Consider the following 25,606-nt stretch of genomic DNA (forward strand, 5'->3'; position numbering starts at 1 on the left):
AATTCCCCGCATGAAGGAGCAGCCCTAAGCGATTGTCCCAACATCACTTTGCGGCACGAAGGTGGCCGAAACCAATCTGCCCTTGAAAGTCCAAATTATCATTAATTGCAAGTGGCAGCTAATTCCGCCGCTGCCACCGGCCGCGTTCGTCGGCCTGCCAATAGGTGACCTCAAATCCGCGCGCCTTGCAATCCGTCCAGGTGCTGCGGGCCATCGCAAGCGCGTCCGGATCATCGCCGTTGAATAGCAGCACCACGCGCTCGTAGCCTCCCGCATCCTCGGGCAACGCGGCGCTGTCGACCAGGAAGCGGACATTGGCGCCGTTCGGATTGTCGGCCTCGATCGCCAGCACGATCGGCTGCTCGGCAACATCGTTCACCCGCCATGTCGCATGCGGCAGGAAGGAATCGTCGCGATAGGTCCATAGATGTGCGTCGAGTGCATCGGCGCGCTCGGGCGAGGTCGACTGCACCACGACGCGCCAGCCGCGCTCGAGCGATTTCTCGAGAAGCGGCGGCAAGACGTTCTCAACCGTCATGTTTTGCAGATGGTAGAACAGAACTTCCGTCATTTGCGCTCGTAATGATCCGCCACCAGGCGATCGAGCAGACGGACGCCATAGCCGCTTCCCCAGCTCTGGTTGATGTCGGTCTTGGGCGCGCCCATCGCGGTGCCGGCGATGTCGAGATGCGCCCAGGGCACACCGTCGACGAAACGTTGCAGGAACTGCGCCGCGGTGATCGAGCCACCGTGACGGCCGCCGGTGTTCTTCATGTCGGCGAACTGGGAGTCGATCAGCTTGTCGTATTCGGGGCCGAGCGGCAGGCGCCACACCTTCTCGCCGCTCTCGATGCCGGCCGCGAGCAGGCGCTCGGCGAGCTCGTCATTGTTGGAGAACATGCCGGCATGATCGGTGCCGAGCGCAACCACGATCGCGCCGGTCAGCGTCGCCAGGTCCACCATGAATTTCGGCTTGGTCTTCTTCGCGACGTACCAGAGCACGTCGGCCAGCACGAGGCGGCCTTCGGCGTCGGTGTTGATGATCTCGATGGTCTGGCCCGACATCGAGGTGACGATGTCGCCGGGCCGCTGCGCATTGCCGTCGGGCATGTTCTCGACGAGGCCGATGGCGCCGACCACATTGACCTTGGCTTTGCGCGCCGCCAGCGCATGCATCAGGCCGACGACGCAGGCCGCCCCGCCCATGTCGCCCTTCATGTCCTCCATGCTGCCGGCCGGCTTGATCGAGATGCCGCCGGTGTCGAAGCAGACGCCCTTGCCGACGAAGGCGACCGGCGCCTCGCCCTTCTTGCCGCCGTCCCAGCGCATGATCACGGTGCGGCTCGGCCGGGCCGAACCCTGGCCAACGCCGAGCAGCGCGCCCATGCCGAGCTTCTGCATCGCCTTGACGTCGAGCACCTCGATCCTGACGCCGAGCTTCCTGAGCTGGCCGGCGCGGCGCGCGAACTCTTCGGGATACAGCACGTTCGGCGGCTCGTTGACGAGATCGCGCGCGATGATGACGCCGTCGACCACCGCGCCGGCCGAGGCAAAAGCCTTCTTCGCAGCAGTCGCATCGCCGACCGCCAGCGAGACGTCGGCGCGCAAGGCGCCCTCCTCGCCGTCCTTCTTCTTGGTCTTGTAGCGGTCGAACTTGTAGGCGCGTAAGCGCAGGCCCGAGGCGATCGCAACCGCCTGCTCGGTGGTCATGGCATCATCAGGCAGTTCCGCCATGATGGTCATGGACGCGGAACCCGCCTTGAGCTTGCTGGCCGCCATGCCGCCGAACTTGAGGAAGTCGCTGCCCTTCAGGCTTGAGGCCTTCCCGGTCCCGATCACGATCAGCCGTTCGGCCTTGAGGCCTTCGGGGGCGAGGATGTCCAAGGCGGTACCGCTTTTGCCCTTGAACGAGCCGGCCGCCGCCGCCCGCTTCACAACTTCGCTGGCGCCGCCGAGCGCCTTGGCGCTTGCCGGCCCAACCTTCAGGGCGTCGTCACAGAACACGACCAGAATGCCACGGGCGGCGGAAGCGAGCGGGACGAAGCCGACCTTGATGGCATCGGACATAGGTAACTCCTCGAAAACATGGGGCTTTTTGCCGATCGATCGATACGGCCGAGAGCCGGACCTGAACGGCGATTCACTCTGCGTTCGACACTATGGGCGAGATCAGCGGTCGATGCCAAGCACCGCCCGTGGCGTGGAGGTCACATCGAGGGAAATATTAACCATATATTGACGGTGCCACGGGTCAGCCATTTTGTTGACGGATCAAAGGGATGGTAGTGAGAAGGTAAGCTGCCGGAAGAGGTGGTTGGGCGACCTGGGGGATCCCTGTCAGGGATTGGTCGACCGACCGGAATTTTCGGTGCGCGCGTTGGGGCTTTGGTGGGATTCGTGCGGTAGCGCATGGGGTCGATCGATAGGTATATTTTCCGCACGACGCTGGCGTCGTTTGCGCTGGTCCTGGTCAGCCTCACCGGCGTGATCTGGATTACGCAGGCGTTGCGCGGCATCGACCTGATGACGAGCCAGGGTCAGACCATCATGACCTTCCTCGGCATCACCAGCCTCGTCATCCCGGCGCTGGTCCTGATCATCTCGCCGATCGCGCTGATGATCGCGATCTCACACACGCTGAACAAGCTCGCGACCGATTCGGAAATCATCGTGATGAATGCCGCCGGCTTCTCGCCGTTCCGGCTGTTCTATCCGTTCTTCTACGCCACCTGCGTGGTGGCGCTGCTGGTCGCCTTCATCGCGGCCTACCTCGCCCCCGATGGCATGCGGCGGATCAAGCAATGGGACGCCGAGATCACAGCCGACGTGCTCACCAACATCCTGCAGCCAGGCCGCTTCGCCCAGCTCGACAAGAACCTGACGATCCGCATCCGCGAGCGCAAGCCCGGTGGCATTCTCGAGGGCATCTTCATCGACGACCGCCGCGATCCGAACGAGCGCGTCTCGATCGTCGCCGAAGAGGGCGAGGTCGTGAAGAACGAGAACGGCTCGTTTCTGGTGCTGAAGACCGGCAATCTCCAACGCTTCGAGGCCGGCAAGCGCGACCCCGCACTGGTGGCCTTCGGCCGCTACGGCTTCGACATGTCCAAGTTCGGCAACCAGGGTCGCGACGTCACCCTCGGCATTCGCGAGCGCTATCTCTGGGAGCTGTTCGCCCCTTCCGAGGACGATCCCGTTTACAGGCAGATCCCCGGGCAATTCCGTTCGGCCCTGCATGACAGCCTGTTGGCGCCGATCTATCCGTTCGCCTTTGCGGTGCTGACCTTCGCCTTCCTTGGCGCGCCCCGCACCACGCGCCAGAGCCGCAATTTCTCGATCGGCACCTCGATCCTCGCCGTGTTCGGACTGCGCATGGCGGGCTTCGCCTGCTCGGTGATGGCGGTGAAATCAGAAGGTCCGGTGCTGGTCCAATACGCGATGGTTCTCGGAGCCATCTGCGTCGGGCTGTGGATGATCATCGGCGGCATCGTGGTCGAGCCGCCGCCCGGCCTGCTGGAGGCCATCAACAGGTCGAACGCGCGGATCGCGCGGCTGTTCGGACGGCCGGCCGCCGCATGAGCATGCTCACCAACACGCTCGGGCGCTATTTCGCCGGCCGCTTCGTGGTCAACGCGCTTGGCGTGTTCGCGGGCATTTTCCTGCTGCTGGTGCTGGTCGACTACATCGAGATGGTGCGCAAGACCTCAGGGCTCGCGTCCGCCTCCGCTGTCATGGTGGCCGAGACCTCGTTGTTCCGGGTGCCGCAACTGCTGGAGAAGCTGACACCATTCTGCATGCTGATCGGCGCGATGACCTGCTATCTCGCCCTCTCCCGCCGGCTCGAGCTCGTGGTGGCGCGCGCCGCCGGCATCTCGGCCTGGCAGTTCATCTCGCCGGCGCTCGGCAGCGCACTCGTGATCGGCGTGCTCGCCACGGTCGCCTACAACCCGATGTCGGCCAATTTGCGCGAGCTGTCCAAGCGCATGGAAGCCGAGCTGTTCGGCTCGGCGCCCGGCGGCGGCATCCAGGACGCCTCGGGCTTCTGGCTCAACCAGGTGACCAGCGACGGCCAGACCATCATCAACGCCGCGCGCAGCGAGCAGCAGGGCATCCGGCTCACGGGCCTCACGCTGTTCCGGTTTGACACAGATCAGCACTTCAAGGAGCGGATCGAGGCGCGCGAGGCGACGCTCGAATCCGGCCATTGGCTGTTCAAGGGCGTGCGCCGTTTCACCCTCGACTCCCCGCCGGTCGACCAGGCCAGCCTCGAGATTCCGACGACGCTGACCGAGGCGCAGGTTCGCAACAGCTTTTCCACACCCGAGACTGTGTCCTTTTGGCAACTACCGAGCTACATCAGTTCGTCCGAGAGCTCGGGCTTCGCGACAGCCGGCTATCGACTCCAGTATCACAAGCTCCTGGCACAGCCGTTTTTGCTCGCAGCCATGGTGATGCTCGCGGCCTCCGTGTCGTTGCGCTTCTTCCGGATGGGCGGCGTACAGAAGATGGTTTTGAGTGGCGTGGGCGCAGGCTTTCTGCTCTACGTTCTGTCGAAAGTGACTGAAGACTTGAGCAAGGCTGAGTTGATGCATCCGATCGCTGCGGCGTGGTTGCCCGTAGTGGTGGGCGGCCTCACCGGCTTTTTGGCCTTGCTGTACCAGGAGGACGGATAGTGACGGCCGTCCGCCGAGGACATCTGGCTGGCTGGGCGCAGCGCAACATGGTGCGCGCGAACGGATGCGGCTTGTCCATCCGCAAGCTCGCGCTGGCCGCTCTTGCCGTCGCCTCGCTCGCCGGAATGATGGATCTTGCCGCGCTCGCGCCCGCTGCCGCGCAAGGCTTCACCTACAATCCGCTGCCGCCGCGTCCGAAGCCGCCGCGGGCCAGCAATGACGGCCAGATGCTCGTGCAGGCGACCGAGGTCGACTACGACTACAACAATTCGCGCGTCTCGGCGGTCGGCAACGTCCAGCTGTTCTACAACGGCACCAGCGTCGAGGCCGACAGGGTCATCTACGACCAGAAGACCAAGCGGCTGCATGCCGAGGGCAACATCCGCATGACGGATGCCGACGGCAAGATCACCTATGCCGAGATGCTGGACCTGTCCGACGACTACCGCGACGGTTTCGTCGATTCGCTGCGCGTGGACACCGAGGACCAGACCCGCATGGCCGCGACCCGCGCGGACCGCTCCTCGGGCAACTACACCGTGTTCGAGAACGGCGTCTACACGGCCTGCGCGCCGTGCCGGGACGATCCGAAGAAGCCGCCGCTCTGGCAGGTCAAGGGTGCCCGCATCATCCACGACCAGCAGGAGAAGATGCTGTATTTCGAGACGGCGCAGCTCGAATTCTTCGGCGTGCCGCTCGCCTACATGCCCTATTTCTCGACGCCCGACCCGACCGTGAAGCGCAAGACCGGCTTCCTGATGCCGGGCTTCACCTCGAACACGCCGTTCGGCTACGGCGTCGAAGTCCCGTTCTATTGGGCGATCGCGCCCGATATGGACGCGACCTTCAATCCGCGCATCACCTCCAGGCAGGGCGTGCTGTTCCAGGCCGAATTCCGCCAGCGCCTGCTGGACGGCGCCTACCAGGTGCGCGTCTACGGCATCGACCAGCTCGACCGCAGCGCGCTCGCCGGTCAGCCCGGCGATCGTCAGTTCCGCGGCGCCGTCGAGACCAAGGGCCAGTTCGCACTGAACGACAAGTGGGTCTGGGGTTGGGACGGCGTCCTGATGTCCGACTACTATTTCTTCTCGGACTACCGCCTGTCGGCCTATCGCGACCCACAAGCCTCGTTCCTGTATCTGCCGACTGAAGCGATCTCGCAGCTCTATCTCACCGGCGTCGGCAATCGCAGCTTCTTCGATGCCCGCACGATGTACTTCCTGAGCTTCTCGGGCAACCAGCAGCAGGTCCCGGTCGTCTATCCCGTGATCGACTACTCGAACGTGCTCAACTATCCGATCTTCGGTGGCGAGGTCTCCTACAAGACCAATTTCGTCAATCTGACGCGTAACGATGCGGCGTTCGATCCGATCACGACGACGGCCAACACCAACGGCCTGTGCACGATGACCTCGGCCGATCCGCTCGCGCGCACGCCGACGCAGTGCCTGCTGCGCGGCTTCCCCGGCACCTACACCCGCCTGTCGGCGGAAGCGCGATGGCGCAAGTCCTACACCGATCCGTTCGGCGAGATCTGGACGCCGTTCGCGATCCTGCGCGCCGACGCGATCAACTCCGACGTCTCGAACCAGCCGGGCGTGTCGAACTACCTGCCCGTCGGCGACACCCAGGCGTTCCGCCTGATGCCCACCGTCGGCCTCGAATACCGTTATCCCTTCATCAACGTTCAGCCCTGGGGCTCGACCACCATCGAGCCGATCGCGCAGGTCATCATCCGTCCGAACGAGACCTATGCCGGCAGGCTTCCGAACGAGGATGCGCAGAGCATGGTGTTCGACGCCTCGAACCTGTTCAATGTCGACAAGTTCTCCGGCTATGACCGCGTCGAGGGCGGCGGCCGCGCCAATGTCGGCGTGCAGTCGACCACGCAGTTCGACCGGGGCGGCGCGGTCAAGGTGCTGTTCGGCCAGTCCTACCAGCTGTTCGGCATGAACTCCTTCGCAGTCCAGGACTCCATCAATACCGGCATCAATTCCGGCCTCGACAAGCCGCGCTCGGATTATGTCGCCAGCGCCAGCTATTCGCCGAACAGCACCTATACGTTCAGCGTCCGCTCCCGCATGGACGAGCAGACCTGGAACGTGGAGCGCTTCGAGGCCGAAGGCCGCGCCAACTTCAATCGCTGGTCGGTCAGCATGATGTACGGCAATTACGCGGCCCAGCCGGAGCTCGGCTACCTGACCCGCCGCGAGGGCATCCTGACCTCGGGCTCGCTCAAGGTCGCCGCCAACTGGGTGGTGACAGGTTCGGCGCGCTGGGACCTCGAAGCCAACAAGATCAACCAATATGTGCTCGGCGCCGGCTATGTCGACGATTGCTTCGTGCTGGCGGCGAACTATGTAACTTCGTATAGCTACTCCGCGGGCACCGCGCCGCCCGTGCTGAGCCACGCGTTCATGTTCCAGATCGGCTTGCGCACTCTGGCCACCTCCACGGGGTCCAGCAGTTCCGCCGGCATTCAGTGAACCCGTCCAAATGCCGGCCGCGCGATCCCTATCGCAGGATCATTTCGGCTGACATGCGAGCGACAACCATGACGACCTCCTTGCCTGTGTTCCGCCTCCTCCCTCCTGTACTCGGCGCCTTGTTGATCGCCGTGCTCGTCCTCGCCGGTGCGCCGGCGCGGGCGCAGAACATCGTGGTAATGGTCAACGGCGATCCCATCACCGATTTCGACATCGAGCAGCGCTCCAAGCTCGACGCGCTGACGACGCAGAAGACGCCGAGCCGGCAGGACGTCATCAACACGCTGATCGACGACAAGCTCAAGCTCAAGGAAGGCAAGAAATACGGCGTCGATCCCACCGCCGCCGACGTCAACCAGTCCTTCGAGGCCATGGCGCAGCGCATGCGCATCACGCCCGACCAGCTCGCCAAGTCGCTCGAGGTCAAGGGCGTGCGTCCTGAAGTTCTCAAGAACCGCATGAAGTCCGAGATGGTCTGGACCAGCCTCGTGCGCGGCCGGTTCAAGGAGAAGCTGATCGTCGGCGAAAAGGATGTCGCCGACAAGGTGCGCGAAGGCGGCACCGAGAAGCTCCAGATCGAGGGCACCGAATACAAGATGCAGCCGATCGTGCTGATCGTGCCGCGCGGCTCGTCCGCGGGCTTGCAGGAGTCGCGGATGAAAGAAGCCGAGACCTATCGCGCCCGCATCGGGAGCTGCGAGGAAGCCAATTCGCTGTTCCGCTCGACGCCGAACGCCACCATCCGCGAGAGCGTCACCAAGACCACCGCCGACCTGCCGGAGGCGCTGCGCAAGGTGCTCGACGACACTCCAATCGGTCATCTGACCGCGCCCGAGGTGACCAAGGCGGGTATCGAGATGGTGGTGCTGTGCGACCGCAAGCCGACCACCATCGATACGCCGAAGAAGCGTGAGATCCGCGACAAGATGTATGTGGAGAAATACGAGAAGACCCAGAAGGCCTATCTCGACGAGCTCCGCAAGGCGGCGATGATCGAATATCGCAACCGCTGATGGCCGCTCCCGCAAAGCCTCTCGCGCTCACGCTTGGAGAGCCCGCCGGCATCGGCCCCGACATCACCATCGCCGCCTGGCTGAGGCGCCACGAGCTCGACCTGCCCGCCTTCTACCTGCGCGGCGACGAGGCCCTCATCGCCCGGCGTGCCAAAGCGCTCGGCGCCGATATCGAGATCGCCTCGGTGAGCCCGGGCGAGACCGAGGCCGCCTTTGCCGGCGCCCTGCCCGTAGTTGCGACCGGCAAGCACGCGACCGCAGAGCCGGGCAAACCCGACGCATCGAGCGCACCGGCCGCGCTTGCCTCGATCCGCGAGGCGGTCGCCGACGTGCGGGCGGGCCAGGCCAGCGCTGTCGTCACCAATCCCATTGCCAAGAGCGTGCTCTACCGCGCCGGCTTCCGCCATCCCGGCCACACCGAATTCCTTGCTCTACTCGCGGAAGCGGACGGCCGCGTGCCGCAGCCGGTGATGATGCTGTGGTCGCCGCGGCTCGCCGTGGTGCCGGTGACGATCCACGTGTCGTTGCGCGATGCCCTCACCCAGCTCACGAGCGATCTCATCGTCTCGACCGTACGAATCGTTGCGACCGAGCTGAGATCCCGTTTCGGCATTGCGCAACCGCGTATCGCGGTATCAGGACTGAATCCGCATGCCGGCGAGGACGGCTCGCTCGGCCATGAGGAGCAGACCGTGATCGCGCCGGCGCTCAAGGTTCTGCGCAACGACGGTATCGACGCCAGGGGGCCGCTGCCCGCCGACACCATGTTCCATGAAGCCGCGCGCAGCCTCTATGACTGCGCCGTCTGCATGTATCACGACCAGGCGCTGATCCCGATCAAGACCGTTGCGTTCGACGACGCCGTCAACGTCACGCTCGGCCTGCCCTTCATCCGCACCTCGCCGGATCACGGCACCGCATTCGACATCGCCGGCACCGGCAAGGCGAACCCCGCGAGCCTGATCGCCGCGCTGAAGCTTGCCAGCCGCATGGCGGCTGCGAACAGCTGATGAGCGCGATCGACGACCTCCCGCCGCTGCGCGAGGTCATTCGCCGGCACGCTCTGTCGGCGCGCAAATCGCTCGGTCAGAACTTTCTGCTCGATCTCAACCTTACCGCGCGCATCGCCCGCGCGGCCGCGCCGCTCGAACAGAGCGTCATCGTCGAGATCGGCCCCGGCCCCGGCGGACTGACCCGGGCGCTGCTCGCGCTCGGCGCCAGGCGCGTCATCGCCATCGAGCATGACGAGCGGGCCATTCCCGCCTTGCAGGATATTTCCGCCCGCTACCCTGACAGGCTCGAGATCGTGCATGGCGATGCCATGACTTTCGACCCGCGCCCGCTGCTCAACGGCGAGCGCGCCAAGATCGTCGCCAACCTGCCCTACAACATCGCGACCCCGCTTCTGATCAATTGGCTCACCACCGAGCCCTGGCCGCCTTGGTACGACATGATGGTGCTGATGTTTCAGCGCGAGGTCGGCGAGCGCATCGTCGCGCGAGAGGATGAGGAGGCCTATGGCCGGCTCGGCGTGCTCGCCAACTGGCGCTGCGAGACGAAGATCCTGTTCGACATTGCGCCGTCCGCCTTTGTGCCGCCGCCGAAAGTCACCTCCTCCGTCGTGCGCCTGGTGCCGCGCCACGAGCCTCTGCCGTGCGATCGCAAACTGCTCGAGCAGGTCGCAGCCGCGGCCTTCGGCCAGCGCCGGAAAATGCTGCGGCAGAGCCTGAAATCGCTTCAAGCTGATCCGGCGCGGCTTGCTGCGGCCGCCGGCGTCGATGCGACGCGGCGCGCCGAGACGATTCCCATCTCCGGTTTTGTTGCCATGGCGCGTGAATTGGCGGATATACGCAGCGAAGCCTGACAATGAGAATTCCGGAGGAAGAAAAATGGCGTTGATGCGTCGGCAGTCGCTGGTCAAGTTCGATGCGCCTCTGTGCGAGACCATCGTCGATACGCCAAAGCCCAGGGCTGCCGAGGTGCTGGTGCGCATCGAGCGCTGCGGCCTCTGCCATTCCGACCTGCACATCCAGGATGGCTATGCCGATCTCGGCGGCGGCAAGAAGCTCGACACCACACGCGGCATGACGCTGCCCTTCACGCTCGGTCATGAGATCGCCGGCGTCGTCGACGAAGTCGGCCCTGACGTACCGGCAGGCCTCGTCGGCTCGAAGAAAGCGGTGTTTCCCTGGATCGGCTGCGGCCAGTGCCACGACTGCAAGAACGGCGACGAGAATCTCTGCGCCAAGCAGCGCTTCCTCGGCGTCTCCATCGACGGCGGCTTCGCCAGCCACGTGCTGGTGCCCGACGCCAAATATCTGCTCGATTACGATCCCCTGCCCGTCAACCAGGCCGCGACCTTGATGTGCTCGGGCGTCACCGCCTACGGCGCGCTCAAGCGCCTCGTCGATCGCCCGCGCCAGCGCAATCTGCTGCTGATCGGTCTTGGCGGCGTCGGCATGATGGGCCTGTCGTTCGCGCAGGCGATGTTCAAGCAGCCGATCACGGTTGCCGATCTGTCGCCGGCCGCGCGCGAGACCGCGCTGAAGAACGGCGCAGCCGTCGCCTATGATCCATCCGAGCCCGAAATCATCAAGCGTATCCTGAAGGAGACCGATGGCGGCTTCGACGAGGTGGTCGATTTCGCCGGCAACGAAAAGTCGATGGCGTTTGCGGTCGCGGTCGCCGCGCGCGGCGGCAAGGTCGTGGTGTCGGGCCTGATGGGCGGCCAGTTCACGCTGCCGATGGTGCAATGGGTCTACAAACGCCTCACCGTCGAGGGTTTCATGGTCGGCACGCTTGCCGAGGCGCATGAGCTGATGACGCTCGCGCGCGCCGGCAAGATCAAGCCGACGCCGATGCGCGAAGAGCCGATGGGCGACGTCCAGAAGTGGATCGACGAATTGCGCGCCGGCAAGGTGGTCGGCCGCATCGTGCTGAAGAACTAACGTCTCGCCGCCGCGCGCGGAACGGCTTCGGCCGCACCGCGTTGGCAGCGCATGTCCATTCGCTGTACGGTCGAAAGCGCATTCTTCATCGCCTGGAGCTTCCTCGAGAAGACCGGCGAGCTCGGGCCGCCCGATGCGTCTGCGGACATCATTCTCGACGCGATCGAAGCGCAACTCAGAACCGGCGAGCGCCGACCGCTGATGCTCGCCAACCGAGCGATCGATGCGTACCGGCGCGCGAACCGGGAGTCGGCGGCGCGCGAGGCCCGCCTCGGGTAGGGGCCGCAAGCCATCTGCGCATACGCTCTGTTTACTGTTGAACAGAGCGTATGTTCCGTTTTCGAACCATCCGGTGTTCTCCGGTGAAGAACAGAGTTCGAAGCGTGGCGGAGAGGCAACACAGCGGGCGAAGCGCTTACTGATGCCGAGGCCGCCTGGCATGAAGCGTCCATCTCGCCCGCGATCCAATTAAGCTTGGAACACCGTCTGCGTCCAGCGCGTTGACCTCTCGTCAAGGCAACGACGGAGTCTGAACCGCATGACGAAGCCGCTGACAAAGTCCGTGCGGCCTGTTCCCGACGAGAACAAGAGCCATATGGGCGCCGGCAGCGCGCCCACCGTTTGCGTCGACACGACCAAGGGCCATCGCGACGACGAGAAACAGAACATCCGTGAGCAGGCCGCCCACGGCAATCTGACCCAGAACACCAGCAACCGGCGCATGGGATAGGCGCAGAAACGAAGGGGGCATGAAGAGGAGATACGAACTTGGTGAATCCCGGCAAATGGTACGATCCGATCTCCGAACGTTGGATCGCGCCGCGCGAACTCAACCCCGTAGCTCCCTCCTCCCGTGCCAGCGAGAACCGCGTGCTCGAGATGCAGAGGTCCGTCGAGATCCAGCGCATCTGGCGCCTACTGGTCGATTGTTGCGCAAGCAAGTGATGCTTCATCCCGTGCCTGCCGGTCGAGAACTCCGTCAGCGCCTGGTCATGATTCCCGCATGAACCATTCCGCATCTGGTGCCAGGCCTGTCGCAGTCGCTATACGCGTTCTTGCGCTGATCGTCGGCTTCGCCTGCCTGCTTCTCGCCGCCATTTGCTTTGCCATCGCGGCACAGGTCTTTGTGCAGACCGGTGTGTTTGCGCAGTCTTATGCGATGATCGGGCTGATCAGCGGCGTGCTCGGGCTGCTGGCGCTGAAGCTGGGGCGCGTGTGGAGGTGAGCCTTGTCGCTCCGAGATCGAGCTGACAGCGCGGGACGTCAGATCTGACCATGGGCCCCGGGCGGCACCATATACAGGGTCATGGCGAAGATCGCGTAGATGAACAAAAGCAAGGCTCCGATGAACCATGCTGACCGGCCGCCATTGGTGATGAAACAGGCGGTCACGGTCGCGATCATGACCATGGTTACGGCGCCCGGCCAGAACTGCAAGTCCATCGGCTTTGGGCCGACGACATAGCTGAGCAGCACCAGCACCGGCGCAACAAAAAGGGCGATTTGGGACGCGCTTCCGAGCGCGATGCTCACGCTCATGTCGAGCCGGTTCTTGCGTGCCGCAGAAAACGCCACCGCCATTTCAGCGGCGGCGCCGACCAGCGCGACGATGATGAAGCCGACAAAAGCCGGGCTCAATCCCAACGTCTCGCCCGCCTTCTGTACCGAACTCACGAAGATCTCGCTCACCAGGGCAACCAGCACCGTCACCACGAGGAGCGTGCCGACGGCCAGTCCGATCGGCCAGCCGCCGCCGACCTCGCCATGGTCTTGGCTGGCAAATAGCTCCTTGTGGGTCCGAAGCGAGAACAACAGACCCAGTCCATAAGCAGATATCAGCAGCACGGCGAGGCCCGCACTGAGCTTCTGCGCCATCACGTCGCCTCGCGCCAGATCAAGGTCGGCAACCGCGGCTGGCGTGAGAAGCGCAATCGTCGCCATCAACAGAAGTGACGCGTACAGCCGTCCGCCGGCACGATTGTATTCCTGGACATGAGTCCGAAGTCCGCCGAGCAGAAACGAGGCGCCAAGCATGAAGAGCGAGTTTGTTACGATCGCGCCGGCAATCGATGCCTTTACCAGCATGTATTCTCCCGCCTGGAGCGCGGCGATGGCGATGATCAATTCGGTGAGGTTTCCCAATGTTGCATTGAGCAAGCCGCCAATCGCATCGCCCGTCCTTTCCGCAACACTTTCGGTCGCCTGGCTCAGCAGCGCGGCAAGAGGCACGATGGCGAGAACCGACAGCACGAACAACGTCGTGTGAGAGGATGGAGCTGCGTGCTCGACGACCAGCACAATGGGCACGAACACGAGCATCCAGAGCAAAGGATTAGATCGGACTTCCTTGAACAGCAGGTTCATGGCCCCAGCCCCACCACCCGACGACGCCCAAACCTCGCAAGGCCGCCCACCGCGGCTGTTGATGTATGTCAAGTGGCGCCCGGATCGGCGCGGGTGCCGCCGGCGATCTCACAAAGCAAGCCTCGGGCAAAAGCTGCCGCGGCAGGATGCGTCCTACTCCTTTCCGGCCACGAGCTACGGAAGGCCGCAGCGGTACGGAATGTCCACACCGCTTTTCGCGAGCGCGCCGAGCTGGTAGATTACACACCATTGATTTGGGGGCTTTCATGCACGCGAGGATTTTCAATCGCGTCCTGATGCTGGCGGCGCTGGTCGCGGCCGCGCTCGCCGTCGCGAGCCAGCCGGCTCTCGCCGAGAAGCGCGTCGCGCTTGTGGTCGGCAACTCCGCCTACAAGAACATCACGCCGCTCGACAATCCGTCCAAGGACGCGACGCTGATGGCCGACACGCTCGGCGCGCTCGGCTTCGCGCTTGTCGGCGGCCATGCCCAGCTCGATCTCGACAAGGCCGCGATGGACATCGCCGTGCAGAGCTTTGGTCGCCAAGTGCAGGGCGCCGACGTTGCGCTGTTCTACTATGCCGGCCACGGCGTCCAGGTCGCCGGCTCCAACTATCTCGTGCCCGTCGGCGCCAATCCGACCCGCGAGGCCGACGTCGACTTCCAGATGACCGACGTGAACCTGGTGCTGCGGCAGATGCAGGGCTCCGGTACGCGGCTCAACCTCGTCATCCTCGACGCCTGCCGCAACAACCCCTTTGGCTCGCGCGGCCTGCGTGCCTCCGAAGGAGGCCTTGCGCAGATGCGCGCGCCCGAGGGCACGCTGATCTCCTATGCGACCCAGCCCGGCAATGTCGCTCAGGACGGCAGCGACGGTCACAGCCCCTACACCAAGGCGCTCGCCACGACCGTCCGCACCGCAGGCCTCGACGTGTTCCAGACCTTCAACCAGGTGGGCCTCGCCGTGAAGCGCGCCACCGGAGGCGCGCAGCAACCCTGGGTGTCGTCCTCGCCGATCGACGGCACGTTCTATTTCGTGCCACCGACGCAAACTGCGCCACCACCGGTCGCGGCGATGCAGCCAGATCCATTGCCGTCAGAGCGCCTCCGCGCCGATCCCGACCGCGTTCCGCTGCGCGATGCCGCGCTGCTGAGCGAGTTGAACGAGCGGCTCTACGAGCTCAATTTCGATCCTGATACGCCCGACGGGCTGACGCGCGCCATCACGAAACTTCAACAGCGCATTGCCATGGCGCCAACAGGCGAAGCCACCGAGGGCCTGCTGCTGCGGATGCGCAAGATGGAGGATCTCAAGCCGTGGGGCTCGATCGTCTACGGGCCCGACAGCAACAAATGGGGCATCTCGTGGAATCACGCCTCGCGCCGCGCGGCGGTGGCGGATGCGCGCGGCAATTGCGCCGGCGCCAAATGCGCGATCGAGCTCTCCTTCTACGGCAAGAGCTGTGGCGCATTCGCGATCTCGGACAAATCCTGGTCGCTGGTCCAGCGCGACAGTATCCAGCGCGCGAAAGACGCCGCGCTTGACGATTGCGGCAAGGCTGGCAAAGCTTGCCGCATTATTGGCGCCGTCTGTGCCGACGGCTCCGGTCGTTGATCTTGCCGCCGATATTTGATGATGATGGATTTCTGGCTCATGTCGAACAATGCAAGCCGCCCTGTTATCCTCACCGCGCTTCTCCTCGCCCTTCTGCAGGCCTCATCGGCTTTCGCGCAATCCGGCAGCGCCGGCGGCTCGATCGGCAATGACGAGAAATCCCTGTCCGGCTCGCGCCAGGATAGTTCTGCAGGCCGCTCCGCCGAACCCGCACCGTCGGCGCGCCGGAGCAAGCCGGCCGCTGACGAACAACGCTCGTCGCGGCGCGGCGGCGGAGGTGGAGGTGGAGGCGGCGGCAGCTTCGACGGCGCCTGGGCGGTCGTTAGTGTCGGCTGCGGCGGCTCGTCGAGCGGCGCAACCGTCGTGACCTCGGGCCGCGTCATCGGCGAAGGCGTCAGCGGGACGGTCAGCGCGAACGGCGCCGTGCACACATTCGGCCAGGCCGGAAACGGCATCACTTATACCGGCGCCGGCCGCCTGTCCGGGCGCAGCGGTTCCGGCACCTTCCGCCGCTCCGACGGCTGTTCGGGAACCTGGACCGCAAGCAAGCAATAGCGCCGACAAAAAGCCTGAATTCGCGGTGGAACGAACGCCGCGCAGGCCCTATTCAAGCCACATCCTCTCCGGATTTGCGGCTCATTGCCACCCAACTCTTTGTTGAGAAGGGGAACGTAACGAGTTGCGTCATGCGTAACCGGGAGACCAGGATGGGCAACCGCACCGCAAAGTTTTTATCCGCGCTAATCGGCAGCATTATTGCGGGCGCACCCTTGGCCGCTGTCTCACAGAACGCGCCGAGCGCCGCTGCCGCTGCAAGCACGGCAGCTGCCGCGAGCGACTGTCTCGCCTCGCCGAAGGGCACAGCGCCGCAGGGACAGCATTGGCACTATCGCGTGGAACGCGGGACCAAGCGGCAATGCTGGTATCTGCGCGCCGAGGGCGCCAAAGCCACGACCACTGCGCAAACCGAGAATGGCTCGCCGCAACCGGATTCACCGCCGCAGCAATCGGTGCAGAATGCGCGCGCCGAATACATCGCGCCGCAGAGCATCGCGCAAGCTGCGCCTGCGACTGCGACTGCGCCGCAGGCAACTCAACCGGCGTCCGCTACCAGCAGTGATACGCAGCAGCCGGCCGTCGCCACGCGCTGGCCGGACACCCCAGCCGCGCCGGCGCCGCAGTCGGCAGCGGCACCCGCAACGGCAGTCGATCAGCCGAGCGCGCAGCCGCCGGCATCCCCTGCCCCTGTGGCGCTCGCCTCGGCCGACAGTGCTGACAAGCCGACCGGCTCGCTCCCGACATTGCTGCTCGTCATCATCGGAGCGCTCGCGCTCGCCGGCCTCATCGCCAGCGTGATCTACCGCTTCGCCGGTGGCCGCTCGCGCGCCCAGACGGCCGATCGCCGCGTCATTTGGGATAACAGGCAGGATCACGACGACAGCCGCGCGCCGTGGCTCAACGCGACGCCAGTCCCCGCACCGCGCCTGGAGCGACCGCTCCCGGTCGACTTCGACGCCGTGCGTCCGGAGCCCCCCGTGCGTCCAGAGGCACCGCAGATCGCCACATTCACCGACGGGATCCGCCGGATCGCAGCGCAAAACCGTCTCCTTGAGGTCGCGGCTGCAGAGCGAGAGGAGACCGAGATCGACTATTTCGACCGCGAGTTCGCGATCGAGGCCGCGGCGCCTCTGGCGGCCGACGGCCAAGACGACGGTCAGGACGAAAGAACGGCCGATCACGATGTGAACGCGGATCAGGAGCACGTCCGCGACGCAGACGTGCACGCCGACCATGCGCCCGACGACAATGCCGTCGACGTCGATATCATCACGGCGATGCTGGAACGGCTGGCGAGCCAAGGACCGCGGCTGACCAAGCCGGGCTCTGAGCCTAGCCTTGAAGCTGACCTTGCAGCCCTCGCACGAAGCTCACGAGCCCGGTCTGCCGCTCGCGCTTGAGGCGCTCAGCCTTCAGGATCGACTGCACCTCGGCGAAGGCGTCATCGACATTGTGGTTGATGACGATGTAATCGTACTCGGCCCAGTGACTCATCTCGTCGCTGGCGCGGCTCATGCGCTTGCGGATCACCTCGTCGGAATCCTGCGCGCGCGACTGCAGCCGCTTCTCGAGATCGGCCGCCGAGGGCGGCAGGATGAAGACGCTGACGACGTCGGCGCGCGCCTTCTGCTTCAATTGCTGAGTGCCTTGCCAGTCGATGTCGAACAGCACATCCTGGCCTGCCGACAGCGCCGCCTCGACCGGTCCGCGCGGCGTGCCGTAGCTGTTGTCGAACACCGTCGCCCACTCCAGCAGTTCGTCGGCCTTGACCATCGCATCGAAGGTCGCCTTGTCGACAAACGTATAATCCTTGCCGTTGACCTCACCCGGGCGCATCGACCGCGTGGTCGCCGAGACCGACATTTTCAGGCCCGGCATGCGGTCGATCAGCATCCGCGACAGCGTCGTCTTGCCCGCGCCCGATGGCGAGGACAGCACGAACATCAATCCGCGCCGCTCGACACCGTCAGTTCCGCCCGTCGTCATCGATCACTCCAGATTCTGGACCTGCTCGCGGAATTGCTCGACCACGTTCTTCATGGCGAGCCCGGTGTTGGTCAGCTCGATGTCGTTCGACTTCGAGCAGCAGGTGTTGACCTCGCGGTGAAACTCCTGCGCCAGAAAATCGAGCTTGCGGCCGATCGGGCCGCCCTTGCCGATCAGCTCGCGCGCCTGCGCGATGTGGGACGCGATGCGGTCGAGCTCCTCGCGGATGTCGGCCTTGGTCGCGATCAGGATCGCCTCCTGCATCAGGCGATCGGAATCGAAACGGTCTGAGGTATCAAGCAGAGCTGCGATCTGCTCGGCGAGCCTCGCCTTGATCGCCTCCGGCTTGCGGCCGGGCGAGCTTTCCGCCCTCTTCGCGAGCTGCTCGATCTCGTCAACCCGCTGGGTCAGGATCTCGCCGAGCGAGATGCCCTCGCGCTTGCGCATCGCCACGAGCTCGTGGAGCGCCTTGTCGAAGGCGTCAGCGGCAGCAGCGCGCGCGGCCTTGTCCTCCTCCTCGTCGCCCTCGGGCTCGGCGACCTCGACGACACCCTTGATGGCGAGCAGGCCGTCGATGCTCGGCGCAACCGCATCGACCTTGCCGGAGATCATTGCGGCGGCCTTCAGCACAGCGTTGAGCACGTCCTCATTGACCCGGACCGTGGCGGCGGCATTGGCGCGCTTGACGTTGAGATTGGCGTAGACGGTGCCGCGCGACAAAAGCTCGCCGGCGCGCTTCTTGGCGTAAGCCTCGAGCTCGTCGAATCCCTGCGGCAGGCGCACCCTGAGGTCAAAGCCCTTGGCGTTGACCGACTTCAACTCCCATTCGAACGTATACGGCCCGCTTGCGCCGTGGCATCTCGCAAAGCCGGTCATGGACGACAGCGCCATCAGGTCAAATTCTCCGGAAAACTGGGATTCGCGAGGCCATCAAGCCACGCGAATCTTAAGACTATTTTGCAGGAAAGTGGAATCCGCAAAGTCGGCAAGGCAAGTCTACAGGGACCTCGATGGGTGCAGGCCTAGCGCTGGACCACCGGCGGCGACGGCTGCACAGCACCCTGGCGGGCGGGCGCCGGGCTTGCGGGCCGCGCCGGCGGCTTCTTCTGCTGGCTCGGCCTGGGCGGCGTGGCCGCGGTCGGCGCCGTATCGGTGGCTGCGGGCGCCGCGGCGGCCGGTGGCGCGTCATCGGCGGGCTCGACCGTGTCGTTCTGGATCTGCTTCTCCATCGCGCGGAGTTTGGCGACGTTCTTCTGGTGGGCGTCGTAGGTTTCGGTGAAGGCGTGGCCACCCGAGCCGTCGGCGACGAAATAGAGGTCGCGGGTGCGGGCCGGGTTGGCTGCGGCCTCCAGCGAGGCACGGCCGGGATTGGAGATCGGGCCCGGCGGCAAGCCCTCGATCACATAGGTGTTGTAGGGCGAGGGCTGCGTGATCTCGCTGCGCTTGATCGGGCGTCCCAGCGTGCCCTTGCCGCCGACGAGGCCGTAGATGATGGTCGGGTCGGACTGCAGCTTGATCTTCTGCTTGAGGCGATTGACGAACACGGCCGCAACACGGCTGCGCTCGTCCGGCTTGCCGGTCTCCTTCTCGACGATCGAGGCCAGCGTCACCAGCTGCTCCGGTGTCTTGACCGGCAGGTCCTGGCTGCGGCGCTCCCAGATCTCGGCGAGCACGCGCTTGTGCGCCTGCTGCATGCGCTGGATCACCTGGTCACGCGGGGTCCCGCGCGGGAACTTGTAGGTCTCGGGTAGCAGCGTGCCCTCGCGCGGCAATTCGTGCACGCTGCCGGTGAAGATGTCGTTGTCGCTGAGCCGCGCCACGATCTGCTCGGAGGTCAGGCCTTCGGGAATCGTGACCGCGTGCTGGACCACCTTGCCCTCGACGATGGTGGCAATGACGTCGCGCAAGCTCGCGTTCTTCTGGAACGAATATTCACCGGGCTTCAGGTCCGAGCTCGCCTTCAGCGCAGCCACGGCGCCGATGAACACCCATGGGTTGACGTCGGTGACGCCTTCCTTGTTCAGGGTCTCGGCGATGTCGCGCTTGCCCGCACGCTGCGGGATGTTGACGACCTTGTCTTCCTTCAGCGGCCCCGGCGATTCCAGCACCTGACGGCCGTAATAATAGGCCGCGCCGGCGCCGATCATTCCGATCAAGAGCAAGGTGATGATGGCGTTACCGACCACGACGAACGGATTGCGCGCCCGCTCCGAACGCTTCGGCGGCGGCGGGACCTGCTCGGGCTCGAGCGCTGCCCGCGGACTCCGGGGCGAAATGGGCGGCCTTTCACTCATCGAAGCAACCTGAATCCTGCCGGTTCAATCGCAGCCAGACAATTGCTTGCCGAGCCCAATGCACGCGCCCACTGATATGACTATCGCCGAATACGGCAAAACGGTGGATTCGTCTCGAACGCAAACTATTGGACCAGACGCCGGACGATCACCGACGCATTGGTACCGCCGAAACCGAAAGAGTTCGATAACGCGACGTTCACCTCGCGCTGCTTCGCCTTGTGCGGCACGAGATCGATCGCGGTCTCCACCGACGGGTTGTCCAGGTTAATGGTCGGCGGCACGACATTATCGCGAATCGCCAGGATCGCGAAGATCGCCTCGATCGCGCCGGCCGCGCCGAGCAGGTGGCCGGTCGACGATTTGGTCGAGGACATCGCCACCTTGGAGGCGGCATTGCCGAGCAGCCGCTCCACCGCACCGAGCTCGATCTCGTCGCCGAGCGGCGTCGAAGTGCCATGCGCGTTGATGTAGTCGAGATCGGACGCGGTCAGGCCGGCGCGCTTGAGCGCGGCCGACATGCTGCGAAAACCGCCATCACCATCGGGCGACGGCGACGTGATGTGATAGGCGTCGCCCGACAGGCCGTAGCCGATCACCTCGGCATAGATCCTCGCGCCGCGGCGACGGGCATGCTCGAGCTCCTCCAGGACGAGGACGCCGGCGCCCTCGCCCATCACGAAACCGTCGCGGTCCTTGTCGTAGGGACGCGATGCCTTCTCGGGCGTCTCGTTGAAGCCGGTCGACAGCGCGCGCGCGGCATTGAAGCCGGCAATGCCGATGCGGCTGATCGGCGACTCGGCACCACCTGCAACCATCACGTCGGCATCGCCGAGCGCGATCAGGCGGGCCGCATCACCGACCGCATGGGCGCCGGTCGAGCAGGCCGTGACCACCGAATGGTTCGGGCCCTTCAGGCCGTGCGCAATCGAGACATAGCCGGAGGCGAGATTGATCAGGCGGCCCGGAATGAAGAACGGCGACACCCGGCGCGGGCCGCGCTCCTTCAGGAGGATCGCGGTGTCGGCAATGCCGTTGAGGCCGCCGATGCCGGAGCCGATCATGGTGCCGGTGGCGCACTTATCCTCTTCGCTCTCGGGATGCCAATTGGCATCGTCGAGCGCCTGGCCGGCCGCAGCCATGCCGAAGATGATGAAGTCGTCGACCTTGCGCTGGTCCTTCGGCTCCATCCATTTGTCTGGATTGAAGCTGTCGTTGCTGCCGTCGCCGCGCACGACGGTGCAGGCGATCTTGGTCTGCAGATCGGAGACATCGAAGCTCTCGATCCTGCGCGCACCGCTTTCGCCGTTGAGGATGCGTTTCCAGGTCGGCTCGACGCCGCAGCCGAGTGGCGACACCATGCCGAGACCCGTGACGACAACCCGCCTCATATCCTAAAACTCCGCATCGAAAGATTCACGGCCAATAACAAGAAACCGGCTGGCCGCTGCGAAGCGGCCCGTCCGGTTTCAATGTTGTCCCCGCGAAAATGAAGAGCCTTAGCTCTTCGCGTTCTTCTCGAGAAACTTCGTGGCGTCGCCGACGGTGAGAATCGTCTCAGCGGCGTCATCAGGAATCTCGCAACCGAATTCTTCTTCGAACGCCATCACCAGTTCGACGGTGTCCAGACTGTCGGCGCCGAGGTCATCGATGAAGCTCGCTGCGTCGACAACCTTCTCGGGTTCAACACCAAGGTGTTCGACCACGATCTTCTTAACCCGCTCGCCAATGTCACTCATTGCATAACCTCGTGTTGTTCCCTGTAGACCCGACCCCCCGGGACGATACGAGCCGTCGTGGTCGTTGACTGCCTTCGCTTACGAACTTTGATTTGGCCCCATCTTAACCGATGGAGGCCCGGCGAACGACGGCCAAGGCTCCGCATCGCCAATATACAGGGTTTCAAAAACCTGCAATGGCGTTCTTTGCCCATCCGTTGAAGGTCCGGTTATCATACTTCAACTGCCTTGACTACACGCCTCAATTCGCTCCGGAAACGGCCGTTTGCCGCATCCGCACCAGCCATGTGGGCAGTGCGGAACGACGAAGTCAGATCATGGCCATGCCACCGTTGACGTGGATGGTCTGGCCGGTGACGTAGGCTGCTTCGTTCGAACTCAGGTAAACGGCGGCGGCTGCAATGTCCTCGGGCGCACCCAGGCGGGCAGCCGGAACCTTGGCCAGAATGGTCTCGCGCTGCTTGTCGTTGAGCGCATCGGTCATCGGCGTCTTGATGAAGCCGGGCGCGATGCAATTGGCGGTGACACCGCGCTTGGCGTATTCGGCGCCCAACGTCTTGATCATGCCGATCAGGCCGGCCTTCGACGCAGTGTAATTGCCCTGCCCCGGGTTACCGGTGACGCCGACGATCGACGTGATCGCAATGATGCGGCCGAAGCGCTTGCGCATCATCAATTTGGTGGCGGCACGGGCCAGGCGGAAGGTCGCGGTCAGGTTGACGTTGATGACCTCGTCCCAATCCTCGTCACGCAGCTGAACAAACAGATTGTCACGCGTGATGCCGGCGTTGGCGATGAGAATGTCCACCTGCCCCATCGCAGCTTCCGCAGCCGGCACCAGCGCCTCGACCTCGTCGGCCTTGGAGAGATTGCAAGGCAGCACATGGGTGCGCTCGCCGAGCTTGCCCGCAAGCTCATCCAGCACCTCTTTCCGCGTCCCTGATATCGAAACGGTGGCGCCCTGCGCATGAAGGGCCTGCGCGATTGCGCCGCCGATGCCGCCGGTCGCACCGGTGACGAGCGCCTTTTTGCCAGTCAGATCGAACATCGAAAACTCCTCCAAAGCACGATCCGGAAAAGTGTGTCCGGAAAGATCGTGCGCAAACTCAAGCCTGCTTCGCGGCGGCCAATGCGTCCCTGGCGGCGGCAATATCGTTGGGACCGCCGACTGCAACGCCGACGGCGCCGTCCGCAATGCGCTTGACGAGTCCCGTCAGCACCTTGCCCGCGCCGATCTCGAAGAAACGGGTGACGCCCTGCCCGGCCATATAGGCAACCGACTCGCGCCAGCGCACCGTGCCGGTGACCTGCTCGACCAGCCGGCGGCGAATCTCGTCGGGATCGGTGATGGCGCTCGCCAGCACGTTCGACACCAGCGGCGCGGCCGGGGCCCTGATCGTGACCTTGGACAGCGCCTCGGCCATCGCATCGGCGGCGGGCTGCATCAGCTGACAATGGAACGGAGCGGACACCGGGAGCAGCATCGCGCGCTTGGCGCCCTTGGTCTTGGCGATCTCGACGGCGCGGTCGACCGCGGCTTTGTCGCCGGAGACAACAACCTGGCCGCCGCCATTGTCATTGGCAGCCTGGCAGACCTGGCCCTGCGCCGCCTCCCTGGCGACCTCCATGGCGGCGTCATAGTCGAGGCCGAGCAGCGCCGCCATGGCGCCGGCGCCGACGGGCACGGCCTTTTGCATTGCGAGACCGCGGGTGCGAAGCAGCCGCGCGGTATCGGAGATTGTCAGGCTGCCCGCCGCCGCCAGCGCCGAATATTCCCCGAGCGAGTGACCGGCGACGAAAGCGGCATCCCGTCCCACGGAAAATCCGGCCTCAGTCTCCAGCACGCGCAGGGTGGCCACCGACACTGCCATCAGCGCCGGCTGAGCGTTCTCGGTGAGCTGAAGGGTCTCGGCCGGGCCGTCCCAGATGGTCGCTGTCAGCTTCTCGCCAAGTGCGGCATCGACCTCGTCGAACACGGCGCGCGCCGCCGGAAACGCGTCGGCCAGGGCCTTGCCCATGCCAACCGCCTGGGAACCCTGCCCTGGAAATGTGAATGCTGCCGTCATCGGCGCGCTCCCTGGATCGCTCGAGCCGTGTGCTTCGAGAACCCGGCAGCCGATGACGTCCGGCCCGAGCCTTGGTTCCCGACCATGCTCCGAAAAGGGCCGTAGACACTGTCCGGGGTCGGAATGTCAAGCCAAGATAGGAACTTCGGCCAGCGCTCGACCGGGGATGAGGCTCCTAGAATCTAGAATCCACCATCGGTCTGGTTGGCATCGACCGCCGCCCCTGCCCGCGCGCGGCGCGCGCTGTTCACCAGCTGGCCCGGGCGGTCATCCCGATCGGGCTTCGCGGTCGCAAGGCGCAGCACTGCTGCGTAGCTCGGCTGTACTTCCATCCGACTGGCATGCCGGCTCTCGCTGAGCAGCCGATGCACCTTTGGCAGATTGTAGCAGGGCACGTAGAACAACAGGTGATGCTCGAGGTGGTAGTTCACGTAATACGGCGCGATGAACAGACGCTCGAAGAAATTGGCGTGCGTGGTGCGGGTGTTGCGCAGGGGATCGCTGCTGTCGGGCACGACGGCGTGTTCGGCGACGTTGCGGATGCGGGTGATGACCATCATCCAGGTCAGCAGCGGCACCAGCCATAGCAGCGGATAGGCCCACCACACGCCGGCCGCGGCAAGGCCAGCAAACATCGCGGCGTTGACGAGGCATTGCGGGCCGAGCTTCTCCCGGAAATGCGCGGCGCGCTGGCGCCACGGCCAGTCCGTCGGCCCGAGCGCGTTGAGCAATTGCGCCTTGCGCTGCTGGTAGCCAGTCTGTCCAGTGATGTCGCGAATGAACTTGCGGCGGTAGCTCAGTTTCGTGATCGGAAACGGCGCCGATAGCACCAGATCAGGATCGTCTTCCTGCTGCGTGCGCGCGTGATGCTGCAAATGATAGCGGCGATAGCTGCGCGTCTCGGCAAACAGCGGATAGGCGCAGAGCCATTGGCTCAGGGCCAGATTGGTCTTCTCGTCCGCAGACAGACAACCATGCGCGCCGTCATGCATCAGGATCGCCAGACCTAGCTGTCGCGAGCCGATGAGGGCGACGGCGAGAACATAGGTGAGCGGATTGGGCCACCACGCGACCAAAGCGATCGCACCAATGATGAGCGCCCAGGCGTGGGCGATCATCGCGACGCCTTTCCAGGTCACGCGCTGACGCACGTCGGCGAGTTGATCATCGGTCAGGAAATCGCGGGCGCGCATGCGAAGCGCGGTCATCGCCTACCCCTCCTCATTCGAATTGCGCGGTGTGTCACGCTCGTCGACGAGACGCAGGCGCGCAGTATCACCCGTCGATTTCGCCTGCTCGCCGAGCACACGCAGCATCTCGGCGCAGAGCGCTTCGGGCGAGCGGCCCACCGCGTAACCCTCCAGGATGACGCCGATGGCGACGGCCCAGAACCGCCGCGAGCTTTCATCGGGCGCACGCAGCGAACGCCAGCCGTGGCGCGCCACCTGGCCAGCATAGGCGCGCGCGCCTTCAGCGTGCAGGCGCTCGATGGTGCGCTCGACCAGCGGCGCGAGATCCTGGCGCCGCCGCGTCAACGTCAGCGCCTCGGCAAAGAAGGCGATAGAATCGCTCGCCGTCACGGTCTCGGCCAATGCGTGCGTGTACTCCCGCGGCGTACGCGCCTTCAGCGCCGCCTGCTCGGTCGCGCGGGCCAGATACAGCAGATCGCGGCAGGCGCATTCGACGAACAGCGCCTCCTTGGTGCGGAAGTAATAGGTGATCTGGCTTGGGAACGCGTCCGCGGCGGCCGCGATGTCGGTGATCGCGGTGCCCGACAGCCCCCGCTCGCGAAACAGCGGGCTCGCCGCATCCAGCAGCAGGGACCGCATCTTGCGCCCCGCCGAGCGCGTCGCCCGCGCCGCATGC

At 64.9% G+C, this 25,606-nt stretch carries 26 protein-coding genes; 14 read left to right on the forward strand and 12 right to left on the reverse strand.

Features of this window, described 5'->3' with window-relative positions; translation table 11 throughout:
- Positions 1–118 precede the first annotated feature (118 nt).
- Together HYH07_RS16770 and HYH07_RS16775 are read right to left on the reverse strand one after the other, a co-directional pair.
- A complete protein-coding gene (locus tag HYH07_RS16770) occupies positions 119–571 on the reverse strand; it encodes a DNA polymerase III subunit chi (protein WP_220003515.1) in 453 nt (150 codons plus the stop codon).
- The gene (locus HYH07_RS16775) at positions 568–2,067 is read right to left on the reverse strand and encodes a leucyl aminopeptidase (RefSeq protein ID WP_220003516.1); all 1,500 of its coding nucleotides are present in this window, start codon (positions 2,065–2,067) and stop codon (positions 568–570) included. Before HYH07_RS16775 ends, HYH07_RS16770 begins: the two co-directional genes overlap by 4 nt.
- Positions 2,068–2,409: 342 nt before the next feature.
- Between HYH07_RS16775 and lptF the strand changes: the two genes are divergently transcribed.
- The 11 genes from lptF to HYH07_RS16830 all read left to right on the forward strand — a co-directional run bounded on the left by lptF (position 2,410) and on the right by HYH07_RS16830 (position 12,345).
- A complete protein-coding gene (gene lptF / locus HYH07_RS16780) occupies positions 2,410–3,579 on the forward strand; it encodes an LPS export ABC transporter permease LptF (protein WP_220003517.1) in 1,170 nt (389 codons plus the stop codon).
- Positions 3,576–4,673 (forward strand): LPS export ABC transporter permease LptG, encoded by a 1,098-nt coding sequence (lptG, locus tag HYH07_RS16785; RefSeq protein WP_220003518.1) that lies wholly within the window; start codon positions 3,576–3,578, stop codon positions 4,671–4,673. The genes lptF and lptG overlap by 4 nt, the downstream gene beginning before the upstream one ends.
- A complete protein-coding gene (locus tag HYH07_RS16790) occupies positions 4,673–7,159 on the forward strand; it encodes an LPS-assembly protein LptD (RefSeq protein ID WP_220003519.1) in 2,487 nt (828 codons plus the stop codon). The genes lptG and HYH07_RS16790 overlap by 1 nt, the downstream gene beginning before the upstream one ends.
- Before the next feature lie 68 nt (positions 7,160–7,227).
- Positions 7,228–8,172: a SurA N-terminal domain-containing protein gene (locus HYH07_RS16795; protein WP_220003520.1), complete on the forward strand. Its 945-nt coding sequence runs from the start codon at positions 7,228–7,230 to the stop codon at positions 8,170–8,172.
- Positions 8,172–9,182, forward strand: a complete 1,011-nt coding sequence (pdxA, locus tag HYH07_RS16800; protein ID WP_220003521.1) for a 4-hydroxythreonine-4-phosphate dehydrogenase PdxA — start codon at positions 8,172–8,174, stop codon at positions 9,180–9,182. Before HYH07_RS16795 ends, pdxA begins: the two co-directional genes overlap by 1 nt.
- Positions 9,182–10,036, forward strand: coding sequence for a 16S rRNA (adenine(1518)-N(6)/adenine(1519)-N(6))-dimethyltransferase RsmA (gene rsmA / locus HYH07_RS16805; RefSeq protein ID WP_220003522.1), 855 nt, complete (start codon positions 9,182–9,184; stop codon positions 10,034–10,036). The genes pdxA and rsmA overlap by 1 nt, the downstream gene beginning before the upstream one ends.
- A gap of 25 nt (positions 10,037–10,061) precedes the next feature.
- Positions 10,062–11,120 carry an alcohol dehydrogenase gene (locus HYH07_RS16810; protein WP_220003523.1) on the forward strand — a complete coding sequence of 353 codons (1,059 nt, stop codon included), beginning with the start codon at positions 10,062–10,064 and terminating at the stop codon, positions 11,118–11,120.
- Between the two features lie 51 nt (positions 11,121–11,171).
- On the forward strand, positions 11,172–11,399 hold the full coding sequence (locus HYH07_RS16815) for a hypothetical protein (protein WP_220003524.1): 228 nt from the start codon (positions 11,172–11,174) through the stop codon (positions 11,397–11,399).
- 259 nt (positions 11,400–11,658) lie between these two features.
- Complete coding sequence (locus HYH07_RS16820) at positions 11,659–11,850, forward strand: hypothetical protein (protein WP_220003525.1); 192 nt, start codon at positions 11,659–11,661, stop codon at positions 11,848–11,850.
- 38 nt (positions 11,851–11,888) lie between these two features.
- On the forward strand, positions 11,889–12,065 hold the full coding sequence (locus tag HYH07_RS16825) for a hypothetical protein (RefSeq protein WP_220003526.1): 177 nt from the start codon (positions 11,889–11,891) through the stop codon (positions 12,063–12,065).
- Positions 12,066–12,123: 58 nt separating this feature from the next.
- Positions 12,124–12,345, forward strand: coding sequence for a hypothetical protein (locus tag HYH07_RS16830; protein WP_220003527.1), 222 nt, complete (start codon positions 12,124–12,126; stop codon positions 12,343–12,345).
- A 38-nt stretch (positions 12,346–12,383) separates the two neighbouring features.
- On the opposite strand, the gene cax is transcribed toward HYH07_RS16830, so the two are convergent.
- The gene (gene cax, locus HYH07_RS16835; RefSeq protein WP_220003528.1) at positions 12,384–13,484 is read right to left on the reverse strand and encodes a calcium/proton exchanger; all 1,101 of its coding nucleotides are present in this window, start codon (positions 13,482–13,484) and stop codon (positions 12,384–12,386) included.
- Positions 13,485–13,750: 266 nt separating this feature from the next.
- On the opposite strand from cax, the gene HYH07_RS16840 reads away from it, so the two are divergent.
- The 3 genes from HYH07_RS16840 (at position 13,751) to HYH07_RS16850 (ending at position 17,055) form a co-directional block, all read left to right on the forward strand.
- Complete coding sequence (locus HYH07_RS16840) at positions 13,751–15,097, forward strand: caspase family protein (RefSeq protein WP_220003529.1); 1,347 nt, start codon at positions 13,751–13,753, stop codon at positions 15,095–15,097.
- 39 nt (positions 15,098–15,136) lie between these two features.
- On the forward strand, positions 15,137–15,652 hold the full coding sequence (locus HYH07_RS16845; RefSeq protein ID WP_220003530.1) for a hypothetical protein: 516 nt from the start codon (positions 15,137–15,139) through the stop codon (positions 15,650–15,652).
- 215 nt (positions 15,653–15,867) lie between these two features.
- Entirely contained in the window at positions 15,868–17,055 is a 1,188-nt protein-coding gene (locus HYH07_RS16850) for a hypothetical protein (RefSeq protein ID WP_312016679.1), read from the forward strand.
- Here HYH07_RS16850 and gmk read toward each other — a convergent pair.
- From gmk to HYH07_RS16895, 9 genes are all read right to left on the reverse strand, one after another.
- Complete coding sequence (gene gmk / locus HYH07_RS16855) at positions 16,988–17,641, reverse strand: guanylate kinase (protein WP_220003532.1); 654 nt, start codon at positions 17,639–17,641, stop codon at positions 16,988–16,990. The genes HYH07_RS16850 and gmk overlap by 68 nt on opposite strands.
- Positions 17,642–17,644: 3 nt before the next feature.
- Complete coding sequence (locus HYH07_RS16860; protein ID WP_220003533.1) at positions 17,645–18,532, reverse strand: YicC/YloC family endoribonuclease; 888 nt, start codon at positions 18,530–18,532, stop codon at positions 17,645–17,647.
- Between the two features lie 131 nt (positions 18,533–18,663).
- Positions 18,664–19,935 carry an endolytic transglycosylase MltG gene (gene mltG, locus HYH07_RS16865; protein ID WP_220003534.1) on the reverse strand — a complete coding sequence of 424 codons (1,272 nt, stop codon included), beginning with the start codon at positions 19,933–19,935 and terminating at the stop codon, positions 18,664–18,666.
- 125 nt (positions 19,936–20,060) lie between these two features.
- Positions 20,061–21,326, reverse strand: coding sequence for a beta-ketoacyl-ACP synthase II (fabF, locus tag HYH07_RS16870; protein WP_220003535.1), 1,266 nt, complete (start codon positions 21,324–21,326; stop codon positions 20,061–20,063).
- A gap of 108 nt (positions 21,327–21,434) precedes the next feature.
- Complete coding sequence (locus tag HYH07_RS16875; RefSeq protein ID WP_008130699.1) at positions 21,435–21,674, reverse strand: acyl carrier protein; 240 nt, start codon at positions 21,672–21,674, stop codon at positions 21,435–21,437.
- A gap of 310 nt (positions 21,675–21,984) precedes the next feature.
- Complete coding sequence (gene fabG, locus HYH07_RS16880) at positions 21,985–22,722, reverse strand: 3-oxoacyl-[acyl-carrier-protein] reductase (protein WP_220003536.1); 738 nt, start codon at positions 22,720–22,722, stop codon at positions 21,985–21,987.
- A 58-nt stretch (positions 22,723–22,780) separates the two neighbouring features.
- Positions 22,781–23,740: an ACP S-malonyltransferase gene (gene fabD / locus HYH07_RS16885; RefSeq protein ID WP_220003537.1), complete on the reverse strand. Its 960-nt coding sequence runs from the start codon at positions 23,738–23,740 to the stop codon at positions 22,781–22,783.
- A 182-nt stretch (positions 23,741–23,922) separates the two neighbouring features.
- Positions 23,923–24,948 carry a fatty acid desaturase family protein gene (locus tag HYH07_RS16890; RefSeq protein WP_220003538.1) on the reverse strand — a complete coding sequence of 342 codons (1,026 nt, stop codon included), beginning with the start codon at positions 24,946–24,948 and terminating at the stop codon, positions 23,923–23,925.
- A 3-nt stretch (positions 24,949–24,951) separates the two neighbouring features.
- On the reverse strand, positions 24,952–25,606 hold a 655-nt coding region (locus HYH07_RS16895), incomplete at its 5' end, for a TetR/AcrR family transcriptional regulator C-terminal domain-containing protein (RefSeq protein WP_220003539.1).

Origin of the sequence: Bradyrhizobium sp. BR 10261 (genome assembly GCF_019455395.1) — a bacterium.
Classification (GTDB): Bacteria; Pseudomonadota; Alphaproteobacteria; order Rhizobiales; family Xanthobacteraceae; genus Bradyrhizobium; species Bradyrhizobium manausense.